The sequence below is a fragment of the Lagierella massiliensis genome, from assembly GCF_001407835.1.
In the GTDB taxonomy this organism is placed as follows: Bacteria; Bacillota; Clostridia; order Tissierellales; family Peptoniphilaceae; genus Mediannikoviicoccus; species Mediannikoviicoccus massiliensis.
The window spans coordinates 389,477-404,601 of record NZ_CYUO01000005.1; the positions used below are offsets into that span (position 1 = coordinate 389,477).

13 protein-coding genes are annotated in these 15,125 nt (G+C 35.7%); 10 read left to right on the forward strand and 3 right to left on the reverse strand.

Features of this window, described 5'->3' with window-relative positions; translation table 11 throughout:
- Positions 1-2: 2 nt before the first annotated feature.
- Genes BN2746_RS05460 through BN2746_RS05485 form a run of 6 tightly spaced genes read left to right on the forward strand, consistent with a single transcriptional unit; the run spans position 3 to position 3,360 of the window.
- A complete protein-coding gene (locus BN2746_RS05460; RefSeq protein ID WP_055078780.1) occupies positions 3-1,457 on the forward strand; it encodes a hypothetical protein in 1,455 nt (484 codons plus the stop codon).
- Between the two features lie 3 nt (positions 1,458-1,460).
- The gene (locus BN2746_RS05465; RefSeq protein WP_055078781.1) at positions 1,461-1,715 is read left to right on the forward strand and encodes a hypothetical protein; all 255 of its coding nucleotides are present in this window, start codon (positions 1,461-1,463) and stop codon (positions 1,713-1,715) included.
- Positions 1,715-1,987 carry a hypothetical protein gene (locus tag BN2746_RS05470; protein WP_055078782.1) on the forward strand — a complete coding sequence of 91 codons (273 nt, stop codon included), beginning with the start codon at positions 1,715-1,717 and terminating at the stop codon, positions 1,985-1,987. The genes BN2746_RS05465 and BN2746_RS05470 overlap by 1 nt, the downstream gene beginning before the upstream one ends.
- Positions 1,988-2,000: 13 nt before the next feature.
- On the forward strand, positions 2,001-2,303 hold the full coding sequence (locus BN2746_RS05475) for a hypothetical protein (RefSeq protein WP_055078783.1): 303 nt from the start codon (positions 2,001-2,003) through the stop codon (positions 2,301-2,303).
- 11 nt (positions 2,304-2,314) lie between these two features.
- Entirely contained in the window at positions 2,315-3,088 is a 774-nt protein-coding gene (locus BN2746_RS05480) for a peptidoglycan recognition protein family protein (protein WP_055078792.1), read from the forward strand.
- Between the two features lie 38 nt (positions 3,089-3,126).
- Positions 3,127-3,360 carry a phage holin family protein gene (locus BN2746_RS05485; RefSeq protein WP_055078785.1) on the forward strand — a complete coding sequence of 78 codons (234 nt, stop codon included), beginning with the start codon at positions 3,127-3,129 and terminating at the stop codon, positions 3,358-3,360.
- Between the two features lie 348 nt (positions 3,361-3,708).
- On the opposite strand, the gene ychF is transcribed toward BN2746_RS05485, so the two are convergent.
- The 3 genes from ychF to BN2746_RS05500 form a co-directional block, all read right to left on the reverse strand.
- A complete protein-coding gene (gene ychF, locus BN2746_RS05490; RefSeq protein WP_055078793.1) occupies positions 3,709-4,800 on the reverse strand; it encodes a redox-regulated ATPase YchF in 1,092 nt (363 codons plus the stop codon).
- Between the two features lie 121 nt (positions 4,801-4,921).
- A complete protein-coding gene (locus tag BN2746_RS05495; RefSeq protein WP_055078794.1) occupies positions 4,922-5,362 on the reverse strand; it encodes a Fur family transcriptional regulator in 441 nt (146 codons plus the stop codon).
- Positions 5,363-5,544: 182 nt separating this feature from the next.
- Positions 5,545-6,723 (reverse strand): DUF819 family protein, encoded by a 1,179-nt coding sequence (locus tag BN2746_RS05500; RefSeq protein WP_055078795.1) that lies wholly within the window; start codon positions 6,721-6,723, stop codon positions 5,545-5,547.
- Positions 6,724-6,889: 166 nt separating this feature from the next.
- On the opposite strand from BN2746_RS05500, the gene uraA reads away from it, so the two are divergent.
- The 4 genes from uraA to guaA all read left to right on the forward strand — a co-directional run bounded on the left by uraA (position 6,890) and on the right by guaA (position 14,857).
- The gene (uraA, locus tag BN2746_RS05505) at positions 6,890-8,149 is read left to right on the forward strand and encodes a uracil permease (RefSeq protein WP_055078796.1); all 1,260 of its coding nucleotides are present in this window, start codon (positions 6,890-6,892) and stop codon (positions 8,147-8,149) included.
- Between the two features lie 89 nt (positions 8,150-8,238).
- A complete protein-coding gene (locus BN2746_RS09255; RefSeq protein ID WP_268909218.1) occupies positions 8,239-8,373 on the forward strand; it encodes a hypothetical protein in 135 nt (44 codons plus the stop codon).
- Between the two features lie 48 nt (positions 8,374-8,421).
- The gene (locus tag BN2746_RS05510) at positions 8,422-13,329 is read left to right on the forward strand and encodes a phosphoribosylformylglycinamidine synthase (RefSeq protein ID WP_055078797.1); all 4,908 of its coding nucleotides are present in this window, start codon (positions 8,422-8,424) and stop codon (positions 13,327-13,329) included.
- 13 nt (positions 13,330-13,342) lie between these two features.
- A complete protein-coding gene (gene guaA, locus BN2746_RS05515) occupies positions 13,343-14,857 on the forward strand; it encodes a glutamine-hydrolyzing GMP synthase (RefSeq protein ID WP_055078798.1) in 1,515 nt (504 codons plus the stop codon).
- The last annotated feature ends 268 nt before the right edge of the window (positions 14,858-15,125 follow it).

A 15,125-nucleotide genomic window follows, 5' to 3' on the forward strand; every position in this document is an offset into this window, starting at 1 on the left:
ATATGAATTTAGGTATAAAATCAATAACTTTGAGGTTTGATGATAACCAACTGGGATACTTACAACCTGTACAAGGGGATACTAAATCAAGAGGCTTCCTTGTGGAAATGGTGTCTACAGATGGCGAAGTGCTTGAGGCAAGTACGGGGTATGAGTGTAGATTATATGGCGTCAACAGTAACTACCCTGACAAAACCTTCTTTACAGTAGGAACAATAGAAGAAGGTAGATACAAGCTTTATCTATCAACTGATATGGTGTCAAAGGCTGGAACTTTAAAGCTACAAGTGGCACTATACAAGGGTAGTGAAGAGTTAATCCAGTCGGAAGTTAAAGAAGTTGAAGTCACTGAGTCCATGGCAAATGGCGGGTCAATCGGTAAAGACTTAGTCGTAGACTTCACAAAACTTGAAAAAGCACTTGAAAGAGTCGATATACAAGAGAAAACCTACAAAGATAGCTTACAAAAGCAAGAGATTATAAAAGCTGATATAGACAGTAAGCAAAAACAAGTATCAACTGATACCACCACAGTTAAGAAAATTCGAACTGACATGGAAGGTGTTATGGCTGCAGAAGCTTCAAGAGTAAGTGCAGAAAAGACAAGACAGTCACAGGAGAGTACAAGGCAAAGTCAAGAAGCTACAAGAAAAAATCAAGAAAGCACAAGACAATCCCAAGAAACTACAAGGGAAACTCAAGAGTCTACAAGAGCCGAAGCAGAAAAGAAAAGAGTATCTGCTGAAACCGAAAGGGCAAGTGCTGAAAGTTCAAGGGATAGTCAAGAAAGCACAAGGCAAAGTAACGAAGATAGAAGAAAGTCTGCTGAAAGTATTAGGGTAAATGGGGAAAGTAGAAGAGAATCCCAAGAAATTACAAGACGAAATCAAGAAGCTAAAAGAGTAGAAGCTGAGAAGAAAAGGAAGTCGACCTTTGAGGGTTGGGACGATATTATGCAGGGAGTGATACCTAATGCCACACAGGATAAAGCTGGAGTTGTAAGAGTACGTGCGAATTCTACAGAAACTGCACCATATGCTGTTTATTCTGCGGGAGTAATAAATGACGCCTTTGATGACTTTGAGAAAGAAATAGGAAAAAAAGCCGATTCATCACATAGTCACAGTATAAGTGATACAAAGGATTTAGATGGTTGGTTAAAACAATTAGCGAATTCAACTACTGAAAATGCGGCGAATTTAGCTCAAAAAGCTGATAAAGAGCATAATCATGCTTGTATTGAAATAGATAATCCAGTATCTGATGAAAAATACTTCACATCTAATTTAGAAGAATATTTAACTACTTTACAAGATGATGTCTTCGAAAACAAAGATGACTTAGAACGAAAAATAAACTTCATAGGAGAAATTCCAGCTAAAAATACGCAAATCATAGAAAAGGGTGCTTCTATCAGTGAAATACCAAAAGAAACCTTAATCTTTGAGTTGGAGTAAGCTATGAGTAAGTATGTATATGAAGTGTATAACCTAAAAGATAAAAATATTGCAGAAACTACAGGTTCAACTCTAACCACTTCAATGGGAGACTATAACTTCGTAGAAACATTTACACTTGATGAAAGTAAAGGAATCTTTGTATCTGCTGGGTCAAAATCTATAAAAAATGTAAGGACAGGAACTTATATAGGAATTAGGGGAGAAATAGTACTCGTGATAAATGTCAAAGATTCAAGTGGAGGGAGTTCAAGCTAATGGCAACTGTAGATTATCAAAAAGTAAATGTTGTTACAAAAAAAGTAAAAGGCTCTCTTATAAAAACAGAGGTTGCAGAAGAAGGCACGTATCCAGATAACGGGGTAAAAGGCGATTACTGGTATGTGAAATTAAAAAAAGCAATCCCGACTATAAGGATTGGGGGAAGAACTGTAGGTGCTATCAAGTACAAAGATAGTGCAGGAAATATAAGGGAAATTTCATCTGTAAGATATAAAGACAGTGCAGGGAATATAAGAAACTTAAAGTAGAGTAGGTGATTAGATGTGTGTAGACGAAAAAGTATGTGGCGAGCGTATGGATAATATGAGTAAGGATATACTCGACATAAAAGACCGCATAAATAAGCATGATGACAGATTAGACAGGCTTGAAGACTCTCACGGAGATATCAAGGTCGAGATAGCACAGGTCAAGATGAAGACGGAGTCAATCAATGAAAACACTAAAGATATAAAAGTTGATGTAAAAAAGATTTTAGATAAGCCTGCTCAATACTGGGACAAGATAATCTTAACTGGTCTTGGTGTCTTGGCAGGATATCTAATCAATCTTTTCTTGAAGTAAAGGAGGTAATCATGGCAAATTACAAATTAAGACAAATGCTACTACCATCAAGCGACCATAGAACCTTTGGGAGCATGAAGCCTAAAACTGTAGTTATCCACAATACTGCGAACAGGGCAAGTGCAGAAAATGAAGCACGCTATGTGCATAGTCGTAAAAGTGGAGTATCTTACCACTATGCAGTAGATGATAAAGAAGCAATCCAACTTATGCCACATACAAAGAGTGGGTGGCACGCTGGAGAGGGTGGACGTACTATAGGTGGAAGAAATGGGATTGCAATAGAAATTTGCTACTCACTTGATAAAGGCGACAAAAGATATCCTATAGCAGAGGATAATGCTGCACATTTGGCAGCTAAAATCTTGGTGCAAGAAGGACTTAGTATAAAAGACCTTTCTAAACATCAAGACTGGTCTGGAAAATACTGTCCACATAGAATGCTTGATAATAGAGGTTGGGAGCCTTTTAAAAGAAAAGTTGCAAAGTATATGGAAGAAATCAAAGGGGGAGGAATAACTATGTTGGGAAATAAACCTGTGGCAATTATTTCAGTAGTCAACGACGGCGACGTCACTACTGGAGCAATGCAACAAATTTTAAGCTTCTTGTATCCGTCTTACAATCCTGTTATCACACGCTCAGGAAAATTCGACTATGGAAATATCAAGTGTAACTACATCATAGGTCTTGGTGGAGATAGGAAGCAACACTCAAGCTATATAAATTATTTTGTGAGTGGAAGAAACAGAGCTGAAACTCTTGAAAAGGCGAAAGGCTATTGAAGAAATAAAGCAAAGTATAGAGTATAGGAGGTGAGATTATGATAGAACAAACAACCACACTTGCAGGGATAATTGTAGTTGTTGAAGTAATAAAGAAAGTTACTGAAGATAAAATTACAAGGTGGTTACCTTTGACAAGCTTACTGCTTGGGATTGGTACAAACCTTATGATTAATGGAGTAAGCCCAGAAAATATTTTAAATGGCGTACTGCTTGGTGGTGCAGCAGCAGGAATTTATGACTTTGGCTCAAAAACTGTTTTAGATAGGTAGGTTATACTACCTCTTTTAAATTTAAACGCCTTAAAACGCAATTTAAAGGCGAATGTTGGAATATGCACGTTTGTGACGTGTAGTTGTTAAAAAAATAATATTGTATAATTTTAAATGCTTAAGGGGTGCAGAAATGCACCTCTTTTTTTGTGCCTAAAAATATAAAAAAGGGGACTTTATCGGTCCCTTTAAAATTTTACCTGTGCATCTACTGTGCATTTGCTGTGCGTTTGATGTGCAAAAACAATAGTAAATTCGAGATTGTTTTAGTTTATTCAAGCAAGTCTCAGTAAGCTATAAATATTGGAATTTCAACGATTGTAGGTTTTATCTATGGTGTGTAAAATTTTACACATTAAATCTAAAGTGTACAACATCGCCATCTTGCATTATATAATCTTTTCCTTCAAGGCGCACAAGTCCTTTTTCTCTTGCACCATTCATACTACCTTGTTCTATAAGGTCATCATATGAAACTATTTCAGCTCGAATGAATCCTCTTGAGATATCGGTGTGGATTTTTCCTGCTGCGTCAACTGCTTTGGTATCTTTTTTTATGGTCCAGGCTCTTGTTTCCATTTCACCTGTGGTTAAAAATGACATAAGTCCAAGTAGGTCATAGGATGCTTTTATCAAACTGTCCACGCCAGATTCTTTTAGTCCAAGGGCTTCTATAAATTCTTCTTTTTCGTCTGCTTCGAGTTCTGATATTTCTTGTTCAATTTTCACGGAGATTGGAACTACTTTTGCATTTTCTGTCTTAGCAAATTCTTCAATTTGTTTTACGTATTCGTTCTCTTCTGGGTGTGAAACTTCATCTTCTGAAATATTTGCCACATATATTATTGGTTTATCTGAAAGCAGGTTGAAACCTCTTAATAATTTTTTCTCATCATCATTTAAATCTAATACTCTTGCAGATTTACCTTCTTCAAGCACTTTTAAAAGTTTTTCCAGTAAATCTACTTCAAGTTTTAAATCTTTGTTGCCTTTTAATGCTCTTGACGACTTGTCGAGTCTTTTTTCAACCATTTCCATATCGGAAAATATCAGTTCAAGGTTAATTGTTTCTATGTCTCTTATTGGGTCTATTTCACCATCAACATGAACGATATTATCGTCTTTAAAACATCTTAACACTTCAACTATTGCATCTACTTCTCTTATGTTTGAAAGGAATTTGTTTCCAAGTCCTTCGCCTTTTGAAGCTCCTTTTACAAGGCCTGCAATGTCATAAAACTCTATGCTTGCTGGTATTATTTTTTTTGAATTTGAAAGTTCGCTTAATTTTTCCAGTCTTTTATCGGGAACATCAACCATTCCTACGTTTGGATCTATTGTACAAAAAGGGTAGTTTGCAGATTCTGCTCCAGCCTTTGTTATTGCATTAAACATTGTACTCTTACCTACATTTGGTAAACCTACAATTCCTAATTTCATATTATCTTCCTTCCTTTGTCTTGAAAATCATACTGATTTTATCACAGTTAGACGATATTGTAAATGTAACTATTTAAGTCAAAAAAATAAGGACTACTTGTTTAAGTAATCCTTTAATTATCTAATTGTTATTTTCGTTTTCTCTTTTTAAACATTCGGGACAAATTCCTTCAACTATAAAGTTTTTGTTTAAAATCTTATAATCGTTTAAATCTTTTGTATCAAAGGATTCTATATTGTAGTTAAAGTCGAATAGTCTACCACATTTTACACATGTGAAATGACCGTGGGGTTTTAATACGATATCGAATCTGGTTTCCATTCCGTTAATTCTAAGTTCGTGAACAAGTCCTGAGTCTTTAAAAGTGGATAGGGTATTATATATTGTTGTCTTAGATAATGTTGGGATATTAGGAGCTAATGCGGAATAAATGTCATCTGCTGTTGGATGGGTTCTGTTTTCATCTAAGTATTCTAAAACTTTAATTCTTTGATATGTTGGTCTTATATTTGCTTCTATTAATCTGTTTTTTATTTCTGTAAACAAAGAGTAAGCTTCCATTTTTTCGCTCCTTTCTTTAAATATATTTTAATTATAACATCATTAATGTATTTAGTCACAACAAATGTGCTCAATTTGCTATTTATTATTAAAATTTTAAAGTGATTGTAAATGTTAAGTGTTATTTACAAAAGATTATAAAAAAACCGTTATAAAGTCAATAGACCTTATAACGGTAAATTTTAAGCTAACAAAGCTAATAGTTGTGACAGTCCTATTCCGAAGAATGTTCCACAGATTACTCCTATTAAAGCCATTAGAACGGCTACTGGAACAAGTGATTGTGAATAAGCTGCTGCAAGTACAGGGGCTGATGCAACACCGCCTATGTTTGCAAGGGATGCAACACCACATGTGAATAGGTCAAGTTTAAATAACTTACTGATTAATGTCATCAAAAGTCCATGAACTATTAGAACTACGAAACCTGTTAGTATATATGCAGGTGCTTCTGTAAGTTCTTTGAAGTTTGCGTTTGATGCAATTAAACCTATCAACATGTAAAGCATTACGTTTGAAATTTCTGGTGAGCCTGGTATTTTAGCAAGTGGAGTCATTGCACAAATTACACCAAGAATTGTTGTAAGTATAATTGCCCAGCCTGTTTGACCCATAAATGAAAGTCCTGGAAGCTCTACCATCTTTGCTCCAAAGATATTTGTTACTGCTGTAACTGCAAGTGATATACTTAGCAAGAAAAATATATCTTGGAAAGTTATAACTTTGCTTATTTTTGAAAATTTTTCTGTTAAGTGTGCGTTGATATTGTCTATCTTAGATGTGTCTGCTTTGGTCCATTTGTTGAACTTGTCTTGGAATGGAACTAGGAATAGCAAAAACATTATCCAAATAGAGTAATCAATTGAGTCGATAAGAAGGGTATAACCCATTCCTGAACCTTCAAGACCAATGGCCTGTTGAACTGCCACCATGTTTTGAGTTCCTCCAACCCAACTTCCTGCTAAAGCTCCAAGAGTCATGTTAGCATTGTCCGCAAGTTTTCCTTTAAAAATCATAAATCCTACTATAAAGCCAATCATAATAGTTATACTTGCGGTAAAGAATGAAATAATCATTCTTGGACCAAGTTTTGCAATATCTCTAAGGTCAGCTCTTAAAAGCATTAGAAATATCATAGCTGGAAGTATTGAATCCTTAATTACACTTCTTGCAGTTGATACACTTTCTGAAGACATATCCCAAACTTTAAATGTTGACATAAGCATTGATCCAAAATAAATAACTACTAATGCTGGAACATACTTAAAGAAACCGCTGTCGCCATGTTTCTTTTCAAGCCAAATTACGATTGCAGATACGAACATTAAAAGTGCAATAAACTGAAATCCATCTGTTACCATCAAATCATCTCCTTTTTTTTATTTACAATATCATTATATAATAAAAAAAATCATTTTCATAGGAGAAATTTTAAGTTTTTATTAAGAAATGAGTTGAAAATTAGAATAAATAGCTGGAAAATTTTTAAACTTGTAGTATAATGAACAGAGATTATAAGGAGGTATTATGTCTAAGAAAATTTATGCAGTAAACGAAAAAGTTCCAGGATCAATGCTCTTTCCACTTAGCTTGCAACACACTTTTGCAATGTTCGGTGCGTCAGTGCTTGTTCCAATAGTATTAAAATTTGACCCATCAATAGTTTTGTTGATGAATGGTATCGGAACGCTATTATTTATTTTGATAACTAAGGGAAAAGCTCCTGCCTACTTAGGTTCTTCATTTGCTTTTTTAGGCCCGGCAGGAATTGTAATTTCTCAACTTGGACCAGAGTATGCACAAGGGGGCTTTATAGCTATTGGACTTTTAGGTTGTATACTGGCCTACATTATTTATAAATTTGGCACCGACTGGATTGGGATAGTCCTTCCACCTGCGGCAATGGGGTCTGTAGTAGCGTTAATTGGTTTTGAGCTTGCGGGAAGTACCGTTAATGGTGGTAAGATTGGTGCAGAGATTATGACTGAAAATGCATCACCAGAACATATCATAGTTTTTTTAGTAACTCTTGGTATAGCAATTATCGGATCAGTTTGCTTTAGAAAGTTTTTTGCAACCATTCCAATTCTAATTGCAATTATCGTTGGATATATAACTGCATTTGCCTTTGATATGGTAGACTTTACTCCAGTACTTGAAGCAAAGTTATTTACACTTCCAACCTTTAGAGCGCCGGCCTTTGACAAGAGGGCAATTCTTACAATGCTTCCGGTAATTCTTGTAATAGCTTCGGAACATATTTCACACCAAGTTGTTACATCAAATATTATTGGTAAGGACTTATTGAAAGACCCAGGTCTTCACAGATCAATTTTTGCAGATAACTTCTCCACAGCTCTATCAGGACTTATCGGTGGAGTGCCTACTACTACCTACGGAGAAAACATTGGTGTAATGGCAGTAACTGGTGTTTATTCTGTATATGTAATTGGGGGTGCAGCAGTAATATCCATCTTGATGGCATTTATTGGACCACTTTCTGCACTTATCTCAACAATTCCTGGAGATGTTATCGGTGGAGTAACCTTCTTGCTTTATGGAATGATTGGTTCATCAGGAATAAGACTTCTTGTAGATGACAGAGTGGACTACTCTAAGTCAAAGAATTTAATTTTAACATCTGTAATCTTTGTAACAGGTCTTTCAGGTGTTACATTAAATCTTGGTGGAGTTCAACTTTCAGGGATGGTTCTTTCATCACTTGTGGCAGTTGTTTTAAGTTTAATATTCTACGTATTTGACAGAGTAGGATTAATGAATGAATAAATTTGAGGAAAGCTTTTTAGCTTTCCTTTTATAGTTCATTTATTGTTTTAAAAATCTTTGATATAATAAGATGGGTAAAGGGGGACAACATGGAAAACTTTAAAATCGTAGCACAGATTAAAATTAATACTTTTAAAAATTTTTCATTACATATTGTTCCGTCAAAAAATGGAATTAAAAGAGATGCAAATGAACATAGGGGATTAGTATGCTCATTTGTATAAGAGAGAGAATCCTTTTGGGTTCTCTATTTTATTAATGGGGAGGACATGTTGAAGATACTTATTGTCGGAAGCGGCGGCAGAGAATATGCCATTGGAGACAAGATATTACAGGCTGATAAAAATAGAAAGCTGTACTTTGCTCCGGGAAATGGTGGAACGAAAAACTTAGGAAAAAATATTGCAGTAGCAGCTGAAGATATCCATGGGCTACTGGAGTTTGCAAAAAAAGAAAACATTGACTATACAGTGGTAGGACCAGAGGCGCCACTTTGTGAAGGTATAGTTGACCTATTTGAAAAGGAAGGACTTTCAATATTTGGGCCAAGGGAAGAAGGTGCAATGTTTGAAAAGTCAAAGGCCTTTACAAAGGACTTTTTAGTAAAATACGATATTAAGACTGCAGATTACCTTGAAACTACTGATGCAAAAAAAGCCAGTGAGTTTTCAAAAAAATTAATTGAAAAAAATGGCAAATCCGTACTAAAGGCAGATGGCCTTGCAGCGGGCAAGGGCGTTAAAATTGTTACTAATGCCAATGAGTCTGACCAGTTTATTAAAGAGGTCTTAGAAGATGGCATCTTTGATGAAAAGAAAATTGTGGTTGAAGAGTTTATTGAAGGCTTTGAAATGAGTTTAATCACCTTGACGGACTCAAAGGACATGGTTATATTTCCAACTTCAAGGGATCATAAAAAGGTGTTTGAAAACGAAAAGGGACCAAACACTGGTGGCATGGGAACTTACGCTCCAAACTTAGAAGCGGAAAGCTTTATGCCAAAGATAAAAAAAGAAATTTTACAAAAGATTTTACATGGCCTTCAAAGTGAGAGCATTGACTATAGAGGCGCACTGTTCATCGGCCTTATGATAAACCAAAATGGCATATATGTACTTGAATTTAATGCAAGATTTGGTGACCCAGAAACCCAAGTAATCCTTCCTCTTATAGATAATGACCTACTTGAGTTACTTCAAAGCACATCAAAGGGAGAGCTTGACAAAGTTACATTACAAAAAAATGATAACAAGGCAATTTGTCTTGTAATGACTTCGGGAGGTTACCCTAAAGGTTATGACAAGGGTTTTGAAATTGAACTAAAAGATGGCATAAAATCAAAGATTGGTCATGCTGGAACAAAGGAAGAAGATGGAAAACTCTACACCTCCGGGGGAAGAGTACTAAATATTATTGCTACGGGCAAATGCTTTGACGAAGTTCAAAGACAGGTATATGAAGACGCAAAGAAAGTGAGTTTTAAAGATATGCACTATAGAAATGATATTGGACCAAAGGTAAAAAGAGTTTATGTGTCAAAGAAGGACAGATTTAACTACGCTGCAAAGGAATTGAGACAGGAAATTAAAAATGCACTGGGAATTGACGCGAAGAATGTAGAAGTTTACAACCGTTATGATTTGGAAATAGAAGACTCTGATTTAGAAAAAATTAAGGACACAATTCTTTCTGAAAAAGTTGTTGATCACATATACACTGGAGAAGAAGCGCTTAAATTACAAAGTGAAATGAAAAATGCCATTGCAGTTTCATATCTTCCAGGACAGTTTGACCAAAGAAGACAGGCGCTAATAGACACTGCATACTTGGTACTGGGCAAGGAAATAAATGCAAGTACATCAAAGGTGTATAGTTTCGAAGGAATAAACGAGGAAGAGCTTAAGAAAATAGAAAAATTTTTAGTTAACCCAGTTGACTCAGAGGTTGTTCCACTATTAGGCATACCTACAACTCTTGCAAGTGAAAATAAAATAAATAGAGATAACCCTGTATTTGAAGGTTTTATAGACCTTGATGAAAAGGGGCTTGAAAAGTTTTTAAATGAAGAGAACTTGGCAATGAGTCTTGACGATTTAAAGTGCATTCAAGAATATTTTAAATCTGAAGATAGAGATCCAAATATAACTGAAATCAGAGTGCTTGACACATATTGGTCAGATCACTGTCGTCATACTACTTTTAACACTTACCTAAGGGTTGGCTTTGATGAAAAGACTGCATTGGATAAAATTATTAAAGATACCTTCCAAGAGTATCTTGATATGAGGAACGAACTTGGAGTTAAAAAAGAAGTTTCTCTAATGAACCTTGGAACAATTCTTGGAAAATATTTTAGAGAAACTGGCGAGCTTGAAGACTTAGAAATAAGTTCAGAAATAAATGCGTGTTCTGTAAAGATAAAGGTTAGAGTTGACGTTGAAGGCAGGGAAGAGCTAAGAGACTATCTACTTATGTTTAAAAACGAAACCCACAACCACCCTACAGAAATAGAACCACTTGGAGGGGCAAGCACCTGCCTTGGTGGAGCAATAAGAGACCCACTTTCAGGAAGATCTTACGTTTACCAAGCCATGAGAATTTCTGGAGCTGCAGATCCAACAAAGCCAATTGAAGAAACATTACACGGAAAGCTTCCACAAATTAAAATCGTAAGAGAAGCTGCCCTTGGGTATTCATCCTATGGAAACCAAATTGGTCTACCATCAGGATTTGTAGAAGAAATTTATCACGATGGCTACATGGCAAAGAGACTTGAAGCAGGAGCTGTAATTGCAGCGGCACCTTTGGAAAATGTCGTAAGGGAAGAGCCTGAAGTTGGAGACGTTGTAGTTTTACTTGGTGGAAGAACTGGTAGAGACGGAATCGGTGGAGCAACTGGTTCATCAAAGAGCCACACAGAAGAGTCCATTACAACAGAGTCTGCCCAAGTTCAAAAGGGAAATGCTCCAGAAGAGAGGAAGATTCAAAGACTTTTCAGAAATAAAGAAGTAACTACATTAATAAAGAAGTGTAACGACTTTGGTGCTGGTGGAGTTTGCGTTGCAATTGGAGAAATTGCAGACGGCGTAACAATTCATCTTGATAGGGTTCCACTAAAGTACAAGGGACTTACACCAATGGAAATTGCCATTTCAGAATCACAGGAGAGAATGGCTGTAGTTATAAGAAAAGAAGATGTGGATAAATTTGCAAAGTACTGCGAAGAAGAAAATCTTGAACACACAGTTGTTGCAGAGATAAATGACAAAAAGCGTATGATTATGCTGTTTGAAGATGAAGTTATCTGTGAACTTTCATATGACTTTATAAACACAAATGGTGCAGATAGAAGTCAAGAGGTAGTTGTAAAGACTGAAGATGTGGCAGAAGTTTTAAAAAGTAAAGATAACGACCCTAAAAATTTAAAGAACTATCTAAAGGATTTAAATATAACAAGCCAAAAGAATTTAATGGAGCTATTCGACTCATCAGTTGGTAGAAGTACAGTTCTTCATCCATATGGTGGAAAGAAACAGTACAATCAATCACAGACAATGGTTTCACTAATTCCATACACTGATGAATACAAGACAAAGACTGCATCAATTATGTCCTATGGATTTAACCCATACCTTTCAGAACAGTCACAGTTCTTAGGGGGATATTACGCAGTTATAGAATCCATTGCAAAGCTTGTGGCAACAGGAGCAGACCTACAAAAGATTAGACTTACATTCCAAGAGTTCTACGAAAGACTTACAGATGAACAGGCTTGGTCAAAACCACTTAAGTCACTTCTTGGTGCATTCATTCCTTCAAAGTTCTTTAATGCACCTCCAATTGGTGGAAAGGACTCCATGAGTGGTACATTTGAAAATATTTGTGTACCTCCAACCCTAATCTCATTTGCAGTTACAACTGGAGATTTGGAACACATCACATCACAAGATTTTAAGGGCAAGGGCCATATTGGACTTGTAAATATAGAATATGATGAAAATGGAATGTTAGATCTTGACGAACTTAAAGACAATATGGAAAAGATTCACAAAGACATTGTTGAGGGAAATATTATCACTGCAATTGCAGTAAACCACAAGGGAACTCTTCCACTTATATATGCAAATGCAGTTGGAAACACTGGCTTTGACGTAAATTTAAAAGACCTTTACTCACCAAGATATGGAACATTTATCGTTGAATACCTTGAAGAAAAAGACTTTATTGAAAATGTTGGAGAGTTTGCTGAAGGTATTACAGTAAATGGAGAAACACTTGAAGAAGAAATTCTTAAAGAAAATTATCTTCACACATTGGACAAGGTGTTTAAACCAAAATCAGATGCAGAAGTTAAGGAACTAAAAAATAAAAAGGTTGAAAGAAGACTTGTTTCAAATAAACCTTGTGAAAAACCATTTGTAACAGTGGCATCCTTCCCTGGAACAAATAGTGAATGGGACACCTTGGAAGCATTTAAAGAAAACGGAGCAGATGGAAAAGTTATAGTATTTAGAAATCAAAATAAAGAAGATATTGAAAAGTCAATTGATGAATTGGCACAGTCAATTAAGAATTCACAAATATTTGCAATTCCAGGAGGATTTTCAATGGGAGACGAACCTGACGGATCAGGAAAATTCATAGCAAATGTTTTGAGAAGTGAAAAAGTTTCAAATGCCATCGATTATCTATTAAAAGAAAATGACGGACTTGTACTTGGAATTTGTAACGGATTCCAAGCTCTAATAAAAACAGGACTGCTTCCATATGGAAAAGTTACAAAGACAGAGGAAGATGACCCTTCAATCACATTTAACACCTGTAGACGTCATGTTGCATGCATTGCAGAAACTAAAATGCTTACAACAAACTCACCATGGCTTACAAATGTGGAAGAAAAGACATACAAAGTTCCAATTTCACATGGAGAAGGAAGATTTGTAATAGGCGAAGAAAAACTACAAGAACTTATAGACAACGAACAAGTTGTAAGTCAATATGTTGAAAACTACAACGGTGCCGACTATTCAATCGAGTCCATCATGTCAAAGGACGGAAAAGTTATAGGTAAGATGGGCCATAGCGAAAGAGTTACACCAGATATATACAAAAATATTTACGATATAGAAACACAAAATCTATTTAAGTCTGCCGTAGAATACTTTACAAAGGGCTTATAAGAAGGAGATAAATATGATATTAGTTATAGACTTTGGAGGTCAATACAATCAATTGATCGCCAGAAGAGTTAGGGATTTGAATGTATATTGCGAAGTTGTTCCATATACAAAGGCTATTGAAGAAATAAAAGCAAAGTCACCGGAGGGAGTAATCTTTACCGGTGGCCCAAACTCAGTTTATGCTGAAGACGCACCAAAAATAGAAAAAGAAGTATTTGAACTGGGAATTCCAATCCTTGGACTTTGCTACGGAATGCAACTAATGGCACACAGCCTTGGTGGAGAAGTTAAGGAGTCAAGCCAAAGAGAATTTGGGAAGACAGAATTTAAATTAGAAGACAATGAAATTTTTAAAGATATTCCAAAAGAAAGCATTGTGTGGATGAGCCATGTGGATAAAGTTGTAACACTTCCAGAAGGATTTAAAATAATTGGAAGCACAGACAACACAGAAATTGCGGCAATGACAGATGAAAAAAGAAAACTTTATGCATTACAATTTCATCCAGAAGTAAACCACAGCGAATATGGAATAAAGATGATAGAAAACTTCCTTGTAAATATTTGTAATGTCAAACAAGAATGGACAATGGCAAACTATGCAAAAAAAACCATAGAAGATGTGAGAGAACAAGTTAAAGACAAAAAAGTATTACTTGCATTGTCAGGAGGAGTAGACTCTTCCGTTGTAGCGGCACTTTTGTCAAAGGCAATCGGCGACCAATTGACATGTATATTCGTGGACCATGGCCTTATGAGAAAAAACGAAGGCGACGAAGTAGAAGACGCCTTTAAAAATTCTGGCATGAATTTTATTAGAGTAAATGCAAAGGATAGATTCCTTGGAAAATTAAAAGGAGTAAGAGATCCAGAAGCAAAGAGAAAGGCAATTGGCGAAGAATTTATAAGAGTCTTCGAAGACGAAGCCAAAAAAATAGGTAAGGTTGACTTCTTAGCGCAGGGAACAATCTACCCTGACATAATCGAGTCAGGAGTAGGAGACGCAGCAGTTATTAAATCCCATCACAACGTTGGAGGACTTCCAGACGTTGTAGACTTTACAGGACTAATAGAACCATTAAGAATGTTGTTCAAAGACGAAGTTAGAAGACTTGGAAGAGAACTTGGCCTTTCAGACGTACTGGTTAATAGACAACCATTCCCAGGACCAGGTCTTGGTATCAGAGTAATAGGAGAAGTTACAGAAGAAAAACTTGAAATACTAAGAGATGCCGATTACATCTTTAGACAAGAATTAGAAAAGAACAAAGTCGAAAACCTATCCCAATACTTCGCAGTACTTACAGAAAATAGAACAGTTGGAGTAATGGGAGACTTTAGAACTTATGACTACACATTGGCACTAAGAGCAGTACACACAACAGACTTTATGACAGCAGAATGGGTTAGAATACCATACGAAGTGTTAGATAAAGTTTCCGTAAGAATTATAAACGAAGTTGGGCATATAAATAGGATTGTGTATGATGTGACCAGCAAGCCACCTGCAACAATCGAATGGGAATAGAGTAACAAATATGTTTCTGCTATAAAACTGTTGAAAATACAATATTTCAGCGTTTTGTAGGAGCAAAAAACTCCTTAGTGATACTGTTTTGATACTAAAAGTGAGAAAAAATAGATTCAAAAGGGAGTTGTTGAATTTAGGTGAATTGTTTAAAAGCCTTCCATCGTTATGGTGGGAGGCTTTTGTGGAAATAGTGGGTGACGAATTAGAAAATTAGAATTTGTTATTGCATATGGAAGTTATGAGTGGTATCCTTTACTTAATATAT

Excerpts from the sequence above, each read along its gene's own strand:
- guaA (WP_055078798.1), top strand. The coding sequence starts at position 13,343 with ATGATATTAGTTATAGACTTTGGAGGTCAATACAATCAATTGATCGCC.
- ychF (WP_055078793.1), bottom strand. The coding sequence starts at position 4,800 with ATGAAATTAGGAATTGTAGGTTTACCAAATGTAGGTAAGAGTACAATG.
- BN2746_RS05470 (WP_055078782.1), top strand. The coding sequence starts at position 1,715 with ATGGCAACTGTAGATTATCAAAAAGTAAATGTTGTTACAAAAAAAGTA.
- BN2746_RS05500 (WP_055078795.1), bottom strand. The coding sequence starts at position 6,723 with ATGGTAACAGATGGATTTCAGTTTATTGCACTTTTAATGTTCGTATCT.
- BN2746_RS05460 (WP_055078780.1), top strand. The coding sequence starts at position 3 with ATGAATTTAGGTATAAAATCAATAACTTTGAGGTTTGATGATAACCAA.
- BN2746_RS05495 (WP_055078794.1), bottom strand. The coding sequence starts at position 5,362 with ATGGAAGCTTACTCTTTGTTTACAGAAATAAAAAACAGATTAATAGAA.
- BN2746_RS09255 (WP_268909218.1), top strand. The coding sequence starts at position 8,239 with ATGGAAAACTTTAAAATCGTAGCACAGATTAAAATTAATACTTTTAAA.
- BN2746_RS05485 (WP_055078785.1), top strand. The coding sequence starts at position 3,127 with ATGATAGAACAAACAACCACACTTGCAGGGATAATTGTAGTTGTTGAA.
- BN2746_RS05465 (WP_055078781.1), top strand. The coding sequence starts at position 1,461 with ATGAGTAAGTATGTATATGAAGTGTATAACCTAAAAGATAAAAATATT.
- BN2746_RS05480 (WP_055078792.1), top strand. The coding sequence starts at position 2,315 with ATGGCAAATTACAAATTAAGACAAATGCTACTACCATCAAGCGACCAT.
- BN2746_RS05475 (WP_055078783.1), top strand. The coding sequence starts at position 2,001 with ATGTGTGTAGACGAAAAAGTATGTGGCGAGCGTATGGATAATATGAGT.
- uraA (WP_055078796.1), top strand. The coding sequence starts at position 6,890 with ATGTCTAAGAAAATTTATGCAGTAAACGAAAAAGTTCCAGGATCAATG.